This window comes from Streptomyces sp. NPDC056628 (genome assembly GCF_042792555.1).
GTDB lineage: Bacteria > Actinomycetota > Actinomycetes > Streptomycetales > Streptomycetaceae > Streptomyces.
On the sequence record NZ_JBHTWG010000002.1, the window covers coordinates 254,339 to 269,620 of the forward strand.

General features: G+C 73.7%; 16 protein-coding genes. 7 read left to right on the plus strand and 9 right to left on the minus strand.

The genetic code is table 11. The annotated features are described in order from the left end of the window. Nucleotides 1-40: 40 nt before the first annotated feature. Complete coding sequence (locus tag ACFRAC_RS04545) at nucleotides 41-1,183, minus strand: WD40/YVTN/BNR-like repeat-containing protein (protein ID WP_382920546.1); 1,143 nt, start codon at nucleotides 1,181-1,183, stop codon at nucleotides 41-43. Nucleotides 1,184-1,366: 183 nt separating this feature from the next. Between ACFRAC_RS04545 and ACFRAC_RS04550 the strand changes: the two genes are divergently transcribed. Then, nucleotides 1,367-1,954, plus strand: coding sequence for a hypothetical protein (locus tag ACFRAC_RS04550; protein WP_382920549.1), 588 nt, complete (start codon nucleotides 1,367-1,369; stop codon nucleotides 1,952-1,954). Between the two features lie 34 nt (nucleotides 1,955-1,988). Here ACFRAC_RS04550 and ACFRAC_RS04555 read toward each other — a convergent pair whose 3' ends face one another. Further along, a complete protein-coding gene (locus ACFRAC_RS04555; RefSeq protein ID WP_382920552.1) occupies nucleotides 1,989-3,683 on the minus strand; it encodes a DNA alkylation response protein in 1,695 nt (564 codons plus the stop codon). A gap of 75 nt (nucleotides 3,684-3,758) precedes the next feature. Here ACFRAC_RS04555 and ACFRAC_RS04560 point away from each other — a divergent pair, with 75 nt between their 5' ends. Continuing rightward, nucleotides 3,759-4,571 carry a PaaX family transcriptional regulator C-terminal domain-containing protein gene (locus ACFRAC_RS04560; protein ID WP_382920555.1) on the plus strand — a complete coding sequence of 271 codons (813 nt, stop codon included), beginning with the start codon at nucleotides 3,759-3,761 and terminating at the stop codon, nucleotides 4,569-4,571. 44 nt (nucleotides 4,572-4,615) lie between these two features. Here the strand turns inward: ACFRAC_RS04560 and ACFRAC_RS04565 are convergent, their stop codons facing one another. After that, nucleotides 4,616-5,695, minus strand: coding sequence for an NADH:flavin oxidoreductase/NADH oxidase (locus ACFRAC_RS04565; protein WP_382920558.1), 1,080 nt, complete (start codon nucleotides 5,693-5,695; stop codon nucleotides 4,616-4,618). Between the two features lie 147 nt (nucleotides 5,696-5,842). Between ACFRAC_RS04565 and ACFRAC_RS04570 the strand changes: the two genes are divergently transcribed. Continuing rightward, on the plus strand, nucleotides 5,843-6,205 hold the full coding sequence (locus ACFRAC_RS04570) for an ArsR/SmtB family transcription factor (RefSeq protein ID WP_382920561.1): 363 nt from the start codon (nucleotides 5,843-5,845) through the stop codon (nucleotides 6,203-6,205). On the opposite strand, the gene ACFRAC_RS04575 is transcribed toward ACFRAC_RS04570, so the two are convergent. Further along, a complete protein-coding gene (locus ACFRAC_RS04575; RefSeq protein ID WP_382920563.1) occupies nucleotides 6,202-7,545 on the minus strand; it encodes an NADP oxidoreductase in 1,344 nt (447 codons plus the stop codon). The two genes, ACFRAC_RS04570 and ACFRAC_RS04575, sit on opposite strands and share 4 nt — an antisense overlap. A gap of 199 nt (nucleotides 7,546-7,744) precedes the next feature. Here ACFRAC_RS04575 and ACFRAC_RS04580 point away from each other — a divergent pair, with 199 nt between their 5' ends. Next, a complete protein-coding gene (locus tag ACFRAC_RS04580) occupies nucleotides 7,745-8,200 on the plus strand; it encodes a DUF6214 family protein (RefSeq protein ID WP_382920566.1) in 456 nt (151 codons plus the stop codon). 30 nt (nucleotides 8,201-8,230) lie between these two features. Here the strand turns inward: ACFRAC_RS04580 and ACFRAC_RS04585 are convergent, their stop codons facing one another. Then, the gene (locus ACFRAC_RS04585) at nucleotides 8,231-8,914 is read right to left on the minus strand and encodes a DUF305 domain-containing protein (RefSeq protein ID WP_382920568.1); all 684 of its coding nucleotides are present in this window, start codon (nucleotides 8,912-8,914) and stop codon (nucleotides 8,231-8,233) included. A 63-nt stretch (nucleotides 8,915-8,977) separates the two neighbouring features. On the opposite strand from ACFRAC_RS04585, the gene ACFRAC_RS04590 reads away from it, so the two are divergent. Further along, complete coding sequence (locus tag ACFRAC_RS04590; RefSeq protein ID WP_382920571.1) at nucleotides 8,978-10,474, plus strand: LVIVD repeat-containing protein; 1,497 nt, start codon at nucleotides 8,978-8,980, stop codon at nucleotides 10,472-10,474. On the opposite strand, the gene ACFRAC_RS04595 is transcribed toward ACFRAC_RS04590, so the two are convergent. The 3 genes from ACFRAC_RS04595 to ACFRAC_RS04605 all read right to left on the minus strand — a co-directional run bounded on the left by ACFRAC_RS04595 (nucleotide 10,462) and on the right by ACFRAC_RS04605 (nucleotide 12,728). Then, nucleotides 10,462-11,148: a TetR/AcrR family transcriptional regulator gene (locus ACFRAC_RS04595; protein WP_382920574.1), complete on the minus strand. Its 687-nt coding sequence runs from the start codon at nucleotides 11,146-11,148 to the stop codon at nucleotides 10,462-10,464. The two genes, ACFRAC_RS04590 and ACFRAC_RS04595, sit on opposite strands and share 13 nt — an antisense overlap. Nucleotides 11,149-11,308: 160 nt before the next feature. Beyond that, nucleotides 11,309-12,013, minus strand: coding sequence for a phosphatase PAP2 family protein (locus tag ACFRAC_RS04600; protein ID WP_382920577.1), 705 nt, complete (start codon nucleotides 12,011-12,013; stop codon nucleotides 11,309-11,311). A 166-nt stretch (nucleotides 12,014-12,179) separates the two neighbouring features. Beyond that, nucleotides 12,180-12,728 carry a DUF5134 domain-containing protein gene (locus ACFRAC_RS04605; protein ID WP_382920578.1) on the minus strand — a complete coding sequence of 183 codons (549 nt, stop codon included), beginning with the start codon at nucleotides 12,726-12,728 and terminating at the stop codon, nucleotides 12,180-12,182. A gap of 144 nt (nucleotides 12,729-12,872) precedes the next feature. On the opposite strand from ACFRAC_RS04605, the gene ACFRAC_RS04610 reads away from it, so the two are divergent. Further along, the gene (locus tag ACFRAC_RS04610) at nucleotides 12,873-14,297 is read left to right on the plus strand and encodes an FUSC family protein (protein ID WP_382920581.1); all 1,425 of its coding nucleotides are present in this window, start codon (nucleotides 12,873-12,875) and stop codon (nucleotides 14,295-14,297) included. Continuing rightward, entirely contained in the window at nucleotides 14,294-14,845 is a 552-nt protein-coding gene (locus ACFRAC_RS04615; RefSeq protein WP_382920584.1) for a MarR family winged helix-turn-helix transcriptional regulator, read from the plus strand. Before ACFRAC_RS04610 ends, ACFRAC_RS04615 begins: the two co-directional genes overlap by 4 nt. Here the strand turns inward: ACFRAC_RS04615 and ACFRAC_RS04620 are convergent. Beyond that, nucleotides 14,842-15,234 (minus strand): VOC family protein, encoded by a 393-nt coding sequence (locus ACFRAC_RS04620; protein ID WP_382920587.1) that lies wholly within the window; start codon nucleotides 15,232-15,234, stop codon nucleotides 14,842-14,844. The two genes, ACFRAC_RS04615 and ACFRAC_RS04620, sit on opposite strands and share 4 nt — an antisense overlap. Between the last annotated feature and the right edge of the window lie 48 nt (nucleotides 15,235-15,282).

Here is a 15,282-nt window from a genome sequence, read left to right on the forward strand (position 1 = left end):
ATCAACCGGTGGCCCGAGGTGACCGGTAGGCCTCGCGGGCTCATCCGATCACCGCCGCCCTGACGCAGAGCACGTCCGGCAGGTGCGACGCCAGCTGGCGCCAGGTGTCGCCGTCGTCGGCCGAGGCGAACACCTCGCCGTTGCGGTTGCCGAAGTACACGCCCGCCGGGTCCGCGTCGTCGGTGCACAGCGCGTCCCGCAGCACCGTGCCGTAGTGGTCCTCCTGCGGCAGCCCGGTCGTCAGCGCCTCCCACGTGCCGCCGGAGTCCGCCGTACGGAAGACGCGGCAGCGGCGGTCCGCCGGGACCCGGTCGGAGTCGGCCTGGATCGGGTACACGTACGCCGTCCCGCCGCGCCGGGGGTGGGCCGCGGCCGCGAAGCCGAACGTGGACGGCAGGCCCTCGCCGATGTCCGTCCAGTGCCCGCCCGCGTCGTCGCTGCGGTACACGCCCCAGTGGTTCTGCAGGTACAGGCAGTCGGCGTCCTCCGCGTCCTGCGCGACCTTGTGGACGCACTGGCCGAATTCCGGGTTGGGGTCGGGCAGGAACACCGCGGAGACACCGGAGTTGGACGGGGTCCAGCTCACGCCGCCGTCGGTGGTGCGGAAGACGCCCGCCGTGGAGACGGCGACCGTCACGGTCTTCGGGTCGCGCCGGTCCGTGACCACCGTGTGCAGGCCCTCGCCCCCGCCGCCGGGCACCCACTTCGCGCGGGTCGGGTGCTCCCACAGGGGCCGGACGAGGTCGAAGGTCTCGCCCCGGTCCTCCGAGCGGTACAGCGCGGCCGGCTCGGTGCCCGCGTACACCACGTCCGGCTCCGCCGCGGCCGGATGCAGCTGCCACACCCGCTCCAGCGAGGCCCCCGTGTCCTTGGGGAACTTCACCGCCGGCCGGGCCGGCTCGGTCCAGGTGCGGCCCAGGTCGTCCGAGTGGAACACGGACGGACCCCAGTGCGAGCTGTCACCGCCCACGAGCAGTCGGGTGCGCTCGCCCCGGGTGTCGACGGCGACCGAGTACACGGCCTGCGCGTTGAAGTACGGACTCTCGTCGAACTCCCAGGTCCCCCCTCGCTTCCGGCCGATGAACAGGCCCTTGCGCGTGCCCACTGCGAGCAGTACCTCGGTCATGCCGATCACCTCCGCGACGCCTTTGTCCCAGACACCGGCCAGTGTGCACCCCGCCACTGACAGTCACCCCCGCGGAGGGCGACACCGCAGGTCGGGGCGGCGATGACGCACATGCGGGACGCGTCCCACGCCGCGTCCGGCGCGGGGCGTGAGCATCCGCGCGCCGGGACCCGTATGGGTGGTGAGCGGCCCGGCGCGTCCGTGCCGCGCGTCCGTGCGCTCGTGAGGAGGAAGCCGCCGATGGCGTTCCGTGGTCGCAGGGTGTGGCTGTGGCGGTGGCGGCGCAATCCGCTCAAGCGCCGGGCCGACGCCGTCGAGTCCTGGGTCCTGCTCGCCGTGTGGGCGGGCATGGTCCTCGCGGGCGTCGTCACGGCCCTGACGACCACGGGCGGTGTGGAACGGGGCCTGGCCCGTGAGCAGGCCGAGTGGCGGCCGGTCGTGGCCCTGCTCGGCGCGGCCGCGCCGGGCAGGGCCCGTCCGCACTCCGGCACGGCCGGCGGCGAGCGGGTCTGGGCCGAGGTCCGCTGGAGCGCGCGGGACGGCTCCCCGCGGACCGGCCAGGTCCGCGTCCGCCCCGGCAGCCCGGCCGGCACTCCGGTCACCGTGTGGACGGACCCGGAGGGCCGTCTGGTCGGCCGCCCGGCCACCCCTGCCGAGGCCCGTACGCGGGCCACGCTGGTGGGCGGCGTCGCGGGTCTGTGCGCCGCCGCCGTCCCGTTCGTCGCGGGCCGCGCCCTGCGCGCCCGCCTGGAGAGCCGCCGTATCGACTGGTGGGGTCAGGAGTGGGCCCGCTGCGGCCCGTCCTGGGGCGGGCGCGCCACCTGGTGAGGGCGGGCTCGCCACTTGAGGCGGGGCGCGGTCCTCAGGCGCCGTCGGGCAGGGCCCGCGCCAGGATCGCGTCGACGTCCGCGCCGTCGGGGAGCGTCCCGAACGCGTGCCCCCAGTCGCCGCCGAGCCGGGTCGCGCAGAACGCGTCGGCGACCGTCGCCGGGGCGTGCCGGACCAGCAGGGCGGCCTGGAGGGTCAGGGCCATCAGCTCGACCAGGCGCCGCGCCCCGGCCTCGGACCCCTCGGCCAGCTGGGCCTTGAGACGGGTGACGGAGGCGTCCAGCCGGGCGTCCGCACCGCGCGCCAGGGCCAGTTCGCCGAAGAGCGCGTCGACGGTCGCCGGCTCACGGCTCAACGCCCGCAGCACGTCGAGGGCGTTGACGTTCCCGGACCCCTCCCAGATCGACAGCAGCGGCGCCTCGCGGTAGTGGCGGGGCATGCCCGAATCCTCGACGTAGCCGTTGCCGCCCAGGCACTCCAGGGCCTCCGCGGTGAACGCCGGTCCCCGTTTGGTCACCCAGTACTTGCCGGCGGCGGTGGCGATCCGGCGGAACGCCGACTCGGTGCCGTCGCGGTCGTCGCCGCGCACCGACCGGTCGGCGGCCCCCGCGAGCCGCAGGGTCAGCGTCGTCGCGGCCTCCGACTCCAGCGCGAGATCGGCCAGGACGTTGCGCATCAACGGCTGGTCGATCAGCCGGGCCCCGAACGCGCTGCGGTGGCGCACGTGGTGGCCCGCCTCGACGAGCGTCTTGCGCATCAGCGTCGCCGAGGACATCACACAGTCCAGCCGGGTGCAGTTGACCATCTCGATGATGGTCTTGACGCCCCGCCCCTCGGGTCCGACGAGCCAGGCCACCGTGCCGTCGAACTCCGGCTCTGAGGAGGCGTTGGAGCGGTTGCCGAGCTTGTCCTTCAGCCGCTGGATACGGAAGGTGTTGCGGGTGCCGTCCGGCAGGACCCGCGGCACGAGGAAGCAGGACAGACCGCCGGGGGCCTGCGCGAGCACCAGGAAGACGTCGCACATCGGGGCCGACGTGAACCACTTGTGGCCGCGCAGCGTGTACACGCCGGGCTCGGCGGACGGCCACGCCGTCGTCGTGTTCGTCCGGACGTCGGAGCCGCCCTGCTTCTCCGTCATCCCCATGCCGGCGAGCAGTCCCCGCTTCTCCGTCGGCACCCGCAGTCCGGGGTCGTACTCCCGGCTGGTCAGCAGCGGCTCGTAGACCTTGGCCAGCTCCGGCTGGCGGCGCAGCACGGGGACGGCCGCGTACGTCATCGACGTCGGACAGCCGTGCCCGGCCTCGGTCTGCCCCCACACCAGTCCGCCCGCGGTCCGGGCGACGTGCGCGCCGGGCCGGTCGTCCGCCCAGGGGGCCGCCGCCAGTCCCTCGCCGACGGCGACCCGCATCAGGTGGTGCCAGCTCGGATGGAACTCCACCTCGTCGATCCGGTGGCCGTACCGGTCGTGCGTGCGCAGCTCCGGCTCATGGCGGTTGGCCAGCTCGCCCCACTCCTGCGCCTCGGCGCTCCCGGCCCGCAGGCCGAGCCGCCGCACGTCCTCCTCGGCCCAGCCGGCTCCCTCGCGCCGCAGCCCCTCCAGCAGGGCGGTGTCCAGCGACGCGTCGTACGGGGCCAGGGGAGGGGGCTGGTTGGCGACGTCGTGGGTGGCGTACGGCCCGGACCCGTCCTGCGGGTCCACGGGCTGCTCCTGCGTGAGTGTCGAGACCATGCCGCCAGTGTTGCAGCATTCTTACGGTCGCAGCAATACTGTAATACGTCGCGCCGGCACGTAAGGTACCTGGCCATGGGCAAGAACGCGGCGCGGCGGGGTGAGGACGTGGAACTGCGCCCGCTGTCCGCCCGATCGGTCGTCCTGAGCCTCCTGCTGGGCCTGCACCCCCCGGAGCTGCCCGTGCGGGAACTGGTGCGTGCCGTGGAGCCGTTCGGGATCGCGGGCACCACGCTGCGGGCGGCGCTCAGCCGCATGGTGGCCGCGGGCGACCTGCGCCGGGCGGACACCGTCTACGCCCTCAGCGACCGGCTCCTCGAACGGCAGCGCCGGCAGGACGACGCCGTCCACCCGGAGACCCGGACCTGGGCCGGCGACTGGGAGATGGTCGTGGTCACGGCCACCGGCCGCGACCCGGCCGACCGCGCGGACCTGCGCGCCGAGCTGACCCGGCTGCGCCTCGCCGAACTGCGGGAGGGCGTCTGGCTGCGCCCGGCCAATCTGCGCCGGCCCCTGCCCGACGCCCTCGACGACGTCGCCCAGCGCTACCGGTCCCGGCCCGATGCCGCCGCCCGCGACCTGGCCGCCCGCCTCTGGGACCTGGACGCCTGGGCCGCGACCGGCCACGCCCTGCTCGGCCACGTCGCCCGCGCCGGCGACCCGTCCGCGCGCTTCACCGCCTTCGCGGCGGTCGTACGGCATCTGCTGGCCGACCCGGTGCTGCCCCCCGGCCTCCTCCCGGACGGCTGGCCGGGGGTGGACCTGCGGGCCGCGTACGCGCGCTACCGGCGGGAAGTGGCCGGCCAGGCACGCGCGCGTGGCGACGGGCACCTGCGCGAGGCGGCACGCGCGCGTACCGGGGAGGGCGCGGACAGCGGCCCGGAGTAGGCGGCCTCGTGAAGCGGCCGACGGCCCGCCCCGCCCGGCGTGGGTCAGACCGACAGGTGGTACTGGTCGGGCACGCGCACCGTGCCGCCCAGTTCGCGCGCCGCCTGGCGCGCCCAGGACGGATTGCGCAACAGTTCACGGCCGAGGAGGACGGCGTCCGCCTCGCCGTTCGCGAGGATCTTCTCGGCCTGCTCGGCGTCGGTGATCAGCCCCACCGCCGCGACCGGCAGGGGCGTCTCGGCCTTGACCCGTGCGGCGAACGGCACCTGGTAGCCCGGACCGACGGGGATGCGGGCGCCCGGGGCGTTGCCACCGGTGGAGACGTCGAGCAGGTCGACGCCGTGGGCGTGCAGATCGGCGGCGAAGCGGACCGTGTCGTCGTCGGTCCAGCCGTCCTCGCCGAGCCAGTCGGTCGCCGAGATCCGGAAGAACAGCGGCTTGTCGTCCGGCCACACCGCGCGTACGGCGTCCACCACCTGGAGGGCGAGACGGGTTCGGTTCTCGTAGGAACCGCCGTACGCGTCCGTGCGGTGGTTGGAGTGCGGGGAGAGGAACTCGTTGATCAGGTAGCCGTGCGCGCCGTGGATCTCGGCGACGTCGAAGCCGGCCGCGAGGGCGCGGCGGGCGGCGTCCTCGAAGTGCCGTACGACGTCCTGGATCTCGGCGACGCTCAGCTCGCTGGGTACCGGGCGTCCCTCGGCGAAGGCGATCGCGCTGGGTGCCACCGGCTGCCAGCCGTGCGCGTCCGGTCCCACCGCCCCGCCGCCCTCCCAGGGGCGTCCGGACGACGCCTTGCGCCCGGCGTGGGCGAGCTGGATGCCCGGCACGGTGCCCTGGGCGCGCAGGAAGTCCGTGATCCGGCGCAGCGCCGCGACCTGCCGGTTGTTCCAGATGCCCAGGTCGTGCGGGGTGATACGGCCGTCGGGGTGGACGGCGGTGGCCTCGACGAGGATCAGGCCGGTGCCACCGGTCGCGCGGGCGGTGTAGTGGGCGAAGTGCCAGTCCCCGGCGGCGCCCGTGTCGGGGCCTTCCGGCGCGGCCGAGTACTGGCACATCGGTGCCATCCACACGCGGTTGGGGATCGTCAGGTCGCGCAGGACGTAGGGCTCGAAGAGCGCGCTCACGGCGGACTCCATTCGTCACGGGGCCGGTGGTCGACTCGTACGATAGGCATCGTAGTACGGGACATGTCAAACTACGACGCCTCTCGTACAATGGCCGGAACCGAGTGAGGGAAACCGTGTCAGGGGACCCGACGAACTGGAGCCGCCGTGACCAGCCCCGCCGTCAGCAGCCGGGACCTGCCGCACCCGGCGCGCGAGGAGATCCGCCTCGAAGGGGTGCTGCACGCCCTGTCCGACCCGGTGCGGCTGCGGATCGTGCGCGAGCTCGCGACCATCGGCGAAGAGCTCTCGTGCTCGCACTTCGACCTGCCCGTCACCAAGTCCACGACCACGCACCACTTCCGGGTGCTGCGTGAGAGCGGTGTGATCCGGCAGGTCTACCGGGGCACGGCCAAGATGAACGGCCTGCGCGCGGACGACCTGGACGGCCTCTTCCCCGGTCTGCTCGCCGCGCTCCTGGACGCGGCCGGTCGCCAGGCCACGCGGCTCGGGGACGGTGACATCCCCTAGGGGGTGTCGCCCTGCGCCGCGTTCATGAGCGACCGCCAGTCGGGCAGCTTGACCGTGTCCCGGCCGAGCGACGCGCCCAGCTCCGCCTCCGCCCGCTCGATCGCGCGCCAGCCCTCCCATGGCACCGGGTCGATCCCGGCCGCCCGCAGGGCCGTGACCGGCTCGTCCAGCACCGGCCCGCGTTCCAGTGCGGCGGCGTCCGTCAGCAGCGAGGCGACCGTCTCCTTCGCGCACGGCCGGTTGGTGCCGATGACACCCGTCGGCCCGCGCTTGATCCACCCGGCCACGTACTCGCCCGGCACCACCGCCCCGTCGCGCAGCACCCGGCCGGCGCGATGCGGCACCGTGCCGGTCGCCGGGTCGAACGGCAGCCCCTCCAGCGACACTCCGCGATAGCCCACCGACCGCAGCACCAACTGGGCCGCCACGTCCTCGAACCGGCCGGTGCCCCGCACACCGCCCTCCCCGTCGGGCGCCGTCCGCTCGAAGCGCACCGCGCCCACCCGGCCCTCGCGGGCGAGGAGTTCGACCGGGCGCAGGAAGAAGCGCAGCCGGACGCGGTGGCGGGCGGCCCGTGCCGGGGCCCCGGCCCAGTCGCGCAGCACCTCCACGTTGCGGCGCTGCGACGCGGGCAGGGCGCCGGGGTCGGCGCACGCCGGGTCCATCGCCAGCTCCCGCGGGTCCACGGAGACCGCGGTGTCCGGCAGCGTGCCCAGTTCGCGCAGTTCCTTGGTGGTGAAGCGGGCCTGCGACGGGCCGCGCCGGCCCACCATGCTGATCTCGGACACGCGGCTCGCGGCGAGTGCGGTGAGCGCGGCGTGCGGGATGTCGGTGGGGCTCAGCTCGGCCGCGCCGCGCGCCAGCATGCGGGTCACGTCGACCGCGACATTGCCGACGCCGATGACCACCGCCGAGCGCGCCCCGGTCAGGAACCCGTCGACGGCGGCGTCGGGATGCGCGCTGTACCAGGACACGAACTCGGTCGCCGACCAGCTGCCCGGGAGATCCTCGCCCGCGATCCCGAGGCGGCGGTCGGTGGCGGCGCCCACGCAGTACACCACCGCGTGGTACAGCTCGCGCAGCCGTGCGACCGGCACACCGTCCGGGCCGACCGGGACCCCGCCGAGGAACCGCACCCGCTCGTGCTCCAGCACCGTGCGCAGGGTGCTCTGCAGGGACTTGATCTTCTCGTGGTCCGGGGCCACCCCGTACCGCACCAAACCGTACGGGCACGGCAGCCGGTCCAGGACGTCGACGAACACGCCGGGGTGCTGCTGGACGAGGCCCTGAGCGGTGTAGCACCCGCTGGGGCCGGAACCGACGACGGCGATCCTGAGCACGGCGGAACTCCTCGGTCATGGAAGGTCGGGAGTCGCTCTCGACTCCAGCATCGCACCGCCGCCACTCCGCTGACAGGGTGCTGTCCGGCGCACGGGAAGCGTGTTCGTTCGTTATGGAATGTGATCATGAGGTTACGTTGCGTGTGTGCTGGAAGCATCCTTTCTTAATCTTTCCGATCGTTGTGCGACAGACGGCACCGTGTCCGTGTGGCCCGCGTGGGAAGTGCGGGACGGCGCCGCGGCCACGTCGTGGCTGGGTGTCCGGTTGGAGTTCGGTGACGGCGCACACGTGGACGCGGTCGCCGTGGTCGGCGACGGCGGCGTCTACCTGGAGGACGTCCGGGCCGTACCGGCGCTCTCGCTGGACGACCTCGCGGCCCTCGCCGACTGGATCGAGGATCCGCTGTCCGAGGCGTGCGGCGTCACCGGCCGGGCCGCCGACGGCTCCCCGGCGAGCAGGGCGCGCCCGGAGTGGCCGCTCGGCGTCGAGGGGCAGTGGCTGGTCGCGCGGGAGTACCGCAGCGCCCAGGAACGGGGCGCCGACCCCGTTCTCGCGGTGATGGGGGCGACCGGGCACAGCCGGCGCCGGTCGCTGCGGCTCATCGGGCAGGCACGCGACGCGGGGTTCCTGCCACCGCGCCGCGCGCGCCGCTGACGTCCGTCGGCGGACCCGCGTCCGGCTGCGTCAGAGCAGGTCCCGCATCCGGGAGATCTCGGTCGTCTGCTGGGCGACGACGTCGTCCGCCATCTCCTCGACCTGGATGTTGTTGCCCTGCGCCTTCACGTCGGTGGCCATGGCGATCGCCCCGTCGTGATGGGTGATCATCAGCGTGAGGAACAGCTCGTCGAACGCCTTCCCGCGCGCGGCGCGCAACGTGGCGAGCTGGGCCTCGGTCGCCATGCCGGGCATCGGCGTGTGCGCGTGCCCGTGGCCCTCGCCCCGGGTGTTCTTGCCGTGGGTCTTGAGCCAGCCCTTCATCGCGTCGATCTCGGGGCCCTGCGCGGCGGCGATCCGCGCGGCGAGCTTCTTCACCTTCGCCGACTCGCCGCGCTCGGGCACGAGTTGGGTCATCACCAGTGCCTGCTCATGGTGCTGGATCATCATGCGGGCGTAGTCGACGTCGGCGGAGTTGGGGGAGTCGTCCTCGGCGCGCTGCCGAGCGGCCTCCTCGGCGGACAGCACCTTGTTGGGTTCACCCGGCCCACCAGGCACGATCACCGAAGGCCCGCTCCGCGCGGGCGACTTGGCGTCGGTGCCGGAGTCGCAGCCGCCGAGCGTGAGCACGAGGGCGGCCGCGGCCAGGGCGACGCCCGCCCGGCGCCGTGAAGTCGGCGTCACATGTGCCTGGTCCCCTTTTGATATGGGCATGCCTATGACGATACTCGGGCGTGCGTGAACCGTTCCAGTGCGAACGGCACAAGGGAGGAAACAGTGATCCTGTTCGGAAATCCCCGAACCCGCCGCAGACACCTGGGAGTCGTGGCCGTCGCCGCCGGACTCCTGGGCGCGCTGCTCACCGCGCAGCCGGCGACCGCGATCCCCGACCCCGGGGACGGCCCCGCCCAGCAGCAGAAGGTCTCGGAGAGCACCCGGGCCGAGGTGCGCGAGGCGCTGAAGGACGGTGCGATACCCGGCCAGCACGAGATCGTCCACTCCGCCAACATCCGGCACCTGGCGTCCGTCCCGAAGGACACGCTCCAGGGCCTCAACTCCGACCTCGCCTTCCAGGGCAAGTACGCCTTCGCGGGCAACTACGACGGCTTCCGTATCTTCGACATCAGCGACCCGAGGGCCCCGAAGACCGTCGCGCAGGTCCTGTGCCCCGGCTCGCAGAACGACATCTCCGTCTCCGGCGACCTGCTCTTCCTGTCCACCGACTCCTCGCGCAGCGACAGCAGTTGCAACAGCACCACCCAGCCCGCCACCGAGAAGTCCTCGTGGGAGGGCATGAAGGTCTTCGACATCAGCGACAAGCGCAACCCGAAGTACGTCGCCGCCGTCGAGACCGCCTGCGGCTCGCACACCCACACCCTGGTGCCCGAGCGCAAGAACGTCTACCTCTACGTCTCCTCGTACTCGCCCGACGCCTCCTACCCGGACTGCCGGCCGCCGCACGACGGCATCTCCGTGATCAAGGTGCCGCGCTACGCACCCCAGAAGGCGGCCGTCGTCGGCTTCCCGGTGCTCTTCCCCGGTGAGGGCCCGGACGGCGGCGGCAACCCCGGCACACCCGGCCGCGTCAGCAAGACCACGGGCTGCCACGACCTCACGGTCCTGCCGTCCGAGGACCTGGCCGCGGGCGCCTGCATGGGCGACGGCATCCTGATGTCGATCAAGGATCCGGAGCGCCCCAAGGTCATCGACCAGGTCCGGGACGACGTGAACTTCGCGTTCTGGCACTCGGCGACCTTCAACCAGAAGGCGAACAAGGTCGTCTTCACCGACGAGCTCGGCGGTGGCGGCGCGGCCACCTGCAACGCGGAGATCGGCCCGAACCGCGGGGCCGACGGCATCTACGACATCGTTGGCAAGGGCGACAAGCGCAAGCTGGTCTTCCGCAGCTACTTCAAGATCCCCCGGCACCAGGCCGACACCGAGAACTGCGTGGCGCACAACGGGTCCCTGATCCCCGTGAAGGGCAAGGACCTCATGGTCCAGGCCTGGTACCAGGGCGGCGTCTCGGTCTGGGACTTCACCGACTCCAGGAGCCCGAAGGAGATCGCCTACTTCGACCGCGGCCCCCTGACGACGGACACCCTGCAGATCGCGGGCTCGTGGTCGGCGTACTACTACAACGGCTACATCTACTCCAACGAGATCGCGCGCGGCTTCGACGTCCTGAAGATCGACGACCGCCGCACGGACCCGGCCCGCCGGATCCACCTGCGTGAACTCAACGTCCAGACCCAGCCCGACTACTTCGACTGATCCTCCGGACGGCCGGGCCCGCGCCCGGTCGCGAAGAACCGCGACAGATCCTGGTCGCACGTCCCGCCGGAAGCGGCTCCCGCGTCCGGCGGGACACCCATCTCCCAGTCCAGCCGGTAGCGCTTGAACAACTCCGCCCGCAGCACCGGCACCCGCATCGGCACCCCGGGCACCAGGGCCGCGAACACCGCGCCCATCAGCAGGGCGCGCAGCATCGGATAGTCCGCGTCGACGTCCCGCGAGCCGTACCGCTCACAGGTCTCCCGCAGCAGCTCGGCGAGCCGCCGCTGCTCCGGGCACTGCACGAAGCCCTCCGCCTGCAGGATGCCCGCCATGTGCTGGCGCATCAGCACCGGCCGGTCCCGGGCCAGGCCCAGGACGGCGTCGATGGCACGGGCCAGCCGCTCCCGGCCGTCCTCGGTGCGGGGCTCGCGCTCCAGCGCCTCCTCCAGCGTCCGGTGCATCAGCCGGTGCACGGCCGACTGCACCAGCTGGCGCTTGCCCGGGAAGTAGTACGACACCAGTCCGCGAGCCGATCCGGCCCGGTCCGCGATGTCGCCCAGGGTGGTCGCGTCGAACCCGCGCTCACCGACCAGCTCCACCGCCGCCTGCAGCAGCCGCTCCCGGGAACGCCGCCGCAACTCTTCATTGACCGAGGCGCTGCGCGGGGACATCCGGTAACTCCTGCGTTGACTGGCTGCCAGCCAACTATACTCAGCACTCCCGTCCGGCACCGCTGTGCCCGGCTGGGGCTTGCCGTCCGCCCTGGGCGACGCGGGGGATCGTCCAGGGCGGGCTCGGCATGACCGTGTACGGCCTCCACGCGGCCCTGGGTCAGGAAAGCGCCCCGTCGGCCGCGTCCGCCCGATCTCGTGGCCGGCGCAGGTCCACCCCCACCGCCAGTGCCACCACCAGGGCGCCCAGCAGCCAGCCCCCCACTACGTCCGACGCCCAGTGGACGCCCAGCCATATCCGGGTCAGGCCGACGCCGGTCACGGACACGGCCGCCACGGCGACCGCCGTGCGCCACAGGGGGCGGTCGGTGCCGTGCCGGTGCAGCAGCCACAGCAGGAGACCGCACACGACCGTCGCGGTCATCGCGTGCCCGGACGGGTAGGCGGCGTAGTGGGCGGAGTCCACGGGGTCGGGCCAGGTGGGGCGGGGCCGGTCGACGGCGGCCTTGAGTGCCTGCTGGGCCAGTGTGGCCAGCGCACAGGTGACCACCAGCCACATGGCCGCCCAGCGGGCAGCCCGGCGCCACACCAGCCAGATCGCGGCCACGAAGGCCACGCACCGCATGGTCCACGGGTCCCACACCCAGTCCGTCAGGATGCGGAAGGCATGCGTCAGTCCGGGCTCGTCGACCGCCCAGCGGTGCGTGGTGTCCGCGACGGATCCGTCGAGTGCCATGAGCGGGTGCCAGCGGAGCGCGACCAGGGCGAGCAGCAGCGCCGAGGCGAGGGCGAGCGAGCCCGCCCAGCCGGGCACCGCGCGCTCGGCCCTCGGGCGGGGCGGGGATTCGACAGACGGGATGGGCATGCGGGAATCCTCGCCGACTCGTGGGGCGGACTCCAGCATCCGGGGTGGCGTCCGCGGCGCGCGCCGCGGGCGACCCCGGCCGCCCCAGGATGGACACCGTGGTCCACCGCATACCCAGGGGGGCACGGCGTATCCCTGCGTCCCGTCCGGGCGTCGGGTGGGAGGTTCAGAGGGTCAGCAGCATCGCCAGCATGGCGATCCCCATGGACAGCCGGCAGGCGCGCGCGAGTTCGGGGCGGTCGCCCCAGCCGACGCCCGGCCCGCCCGCGGTGACCGGCACCAGCCGGACACCGGACAGCAGCACATAGCCCGTGAAGTAGGCGAGCAGCACTCCTGTCAGCAGCGGGACGCCCGCGTCGCCGTGCCCGCCGTGCCCACCCGGGCCCCCCGGCGCGGCGGCCATCACCAGGGCCATGTAGACCATGGCCACGGCGCCCACCAGGTGGTGCAGATGGTGTCCGCCGGCCCGCGCCGACCACAGGGCGTGCAGGGCCGCGGCGCCGAACACGGCCGCGTAGACGGGCCAGGCCCAGCCGGGCGGCGTGAAGACCGCGGCGGGCACCGCCATCGCGGCCATCCCGAACCCCATCAGCGCCTCGCCTCCCGCGGCCCGGCGCTGCTCCTCGACATGGCTGCGCATCCGCAGCAGGCAGTAGGCGCCGGTCGCCGCACACAGCGCGACCAGCAGCCAGGCGAGCGAAGCCGGTCCGTGCACGCGCACCTCCCCGCTCGACGGTCCGGACAGTGCGTCGATGCCCGGGCGGGACGGGGGCCACGCGGGCGCAGAGGTGTACACGGGGAGCGTTCGACGGAGCACCCGCATTTGATTTACGGATAAAACACCCGCTAAAGTGATGAAGTGAGTAGTCGAATTCCGCTTCCGGTCGCCGGAGTGCTGCGCCTCGGCCGGCCCTCCGAGATCTGGTTCAAGCCCGCCCTGAGCGTGGTCGCCGCCATCGCCCCGCCCAACCTCACCCTGGTGGCGCTGGACCGGCTCGACCTGGCGATGTACACGATGGCCGGATCCCTGTGCGCGCTCTACGCCCACAACCGCCCCTACGCCGCCCGGGCCCGCGCCCTGGCGTGGGTGCTGCTCGGCATGCTCGCCGGCCTCGCCGCCGCCCTGGTCGCGTCCTCGCTGACCGGCAGCGCCGTCGTGCTCGTCACCGTCGGCGCGGCACTGGCCGCCGTCCAGAAGGTGCTGTGCGACGCGACCAGGATCGGCCCGCCCGGCCACGTCATCCTCACCTTCGTCAGCTCCGCCGCCCTGTTCGTGCCCCAGACCCTCGGCGAGATCCCCGGGCACCTCGCCCTGGGGGCCGCGGCAGGCGCCTGGTCCTGGCTGGTCGGCATGGCACCCGGACTCCTGCGCCCGCACGGTCCGGAACGCCGGGCCACCGCGGCGGCGCTCCGCGCGGCCGCCACGTACGCGGAGTCCCGTGACGACCACCACGCGGCCCACGCCGGTACCGCCCTGACCGACGCCCGGCGCGCCCTGGCCGGCGCGGGCCGCGCCACCGACGCCCGGCGCGCCCTGACCCGCCTCGTGGACCGCGCCGGGATCGCCCTCGCGGCGCCCGGGGACGCCGACCCGGACCTGCTGCGCGACTGGGCCCGCCAGGTGCGCGGCACCCTGCCCGTGCCGCTGGTCGACGACCGCACGCTCCTCCGGAGCGAACCCGTCGTGCGCGACCCGTTGTGGGCCCGTGTCCGCCCGCTCGGCCGGATCGCCGCACGCACCGCCCTGGGCTGCGCGTTCGCCGGGTACGCCTCCCTCGCCCTGGGGGTCGGCCGCCCGTACTGGGCGCTGGTCACCGCCGCCTCGCTCTACCAGGCCAGCTTCACGCTCACCTGGGGCCGGGGGGTGCAGCGCGTCGTCGGCAACCTCCTCGGGGTCCTCCTCTTCGCCGCCCTCGTCCCCCTCGCGCACACCGGCGGCCTCGCCCTCGTCCTGTGCTGCGTCGCCCTCAACTTCGGCGCCGAGGCCCTCATCGGCCGCAACTACTGGCTCGGCAGCGTCTGCGTGACGCCGATGGCCCTGCTCATCACCGAGTTCGCCGGCCTCCAGGACCCGGCTCGCCTGATCGGCGAGCGGGTGCTCGACACCCTCGTCGGCGCGCTCGTCGGAGTCCTCGCCGCCGTGGCCGTCCCGGACCGCGCCGGCGAGCGGGTCGTGCGGAACGCGCGCGAGACACCCCGTACGCTCGCCGGGACGGGACACCGCGAGGACGCGCACCACGACCAGCGCACACACAGCGACACGACGGAGGGCGTACGGCCATGACGGCGACGAACGGCGGGCCGACCGGGACGCGACAGGACACGGTGGCCGCCGTGGTCCGCCAGTGGCGGACCGTGCACCCCCGCCTCGACACCGCCCCCATGGAGATCATCGGCCGGATCAACCGCTGTTCCGCCCTGCTCCAGCAGGCGGAGGACGCGCCGCTGCGCCGGGCCGGTCTGAGCCGGGCCGAGTTCGACCTGCTGGGCGCGCTGCGGCGCACCGGCCACGAGCTCACCCCCAGCGAGCTCACCCGCGAGACCTTCTCCTCCGGGGCCGCCGTCACCAAGCGCCTCAAGGCGCTCAGCGAACGCGGACTCGTCGAGCGGCGCGGCGACACCCGCGACCGCCGCGTCGCGCACGTCCGCCTCACCGACGCCGGCCGGGACCTCGTCGACGGCATCCTGCCCGAACAGCTCGCCTACGAGACAGCCGTCCTGGCCGACCTCGACGCCGACGGCCAGGAGGAACTGGCCTCCCTGCTGGGCGACCTGCTCACCCGCCTGGAAGGCCGCCTCGGCAGCCTGCGGGACTTTCGAAACACGCCCTAGATGCCGGGGCGGTACCGCAGTGGGTGCTCCGCCGGCACCTCGACCAGCACGATCGACGTGCCGTCCGGGTCGGCGAGCCACATCTCGATCAGGCCCCACGGCTCCTGCCGGGGCGGCCGGACGATCTCGACGCCCTTCGCCACCAGCTCCTCGTGCGCGGCCGCCACGTCGTCGACCTGCATCCACAACCGCACGGCCGGTGAGGGCGGTGCCTCGGAGCGGCCGGAGACCTCCAGGAAGCCCCCGCCGAGGAAGTAGACGGTGCCGCGCTCGGCGCCCGTCCCGAACTCGCGGTACACGGCGAGGCCCAACTGCTCGCCGTAGAAGACCCGGGACCGCTCGGGGTCGGTGGGACGGATGAGTGTCCGGCCGCTCAGTACATGCACCATGCAGCCGCACCCTAGCGGCGGGTTAGGCTCTGCGATGCCCTGACCGCG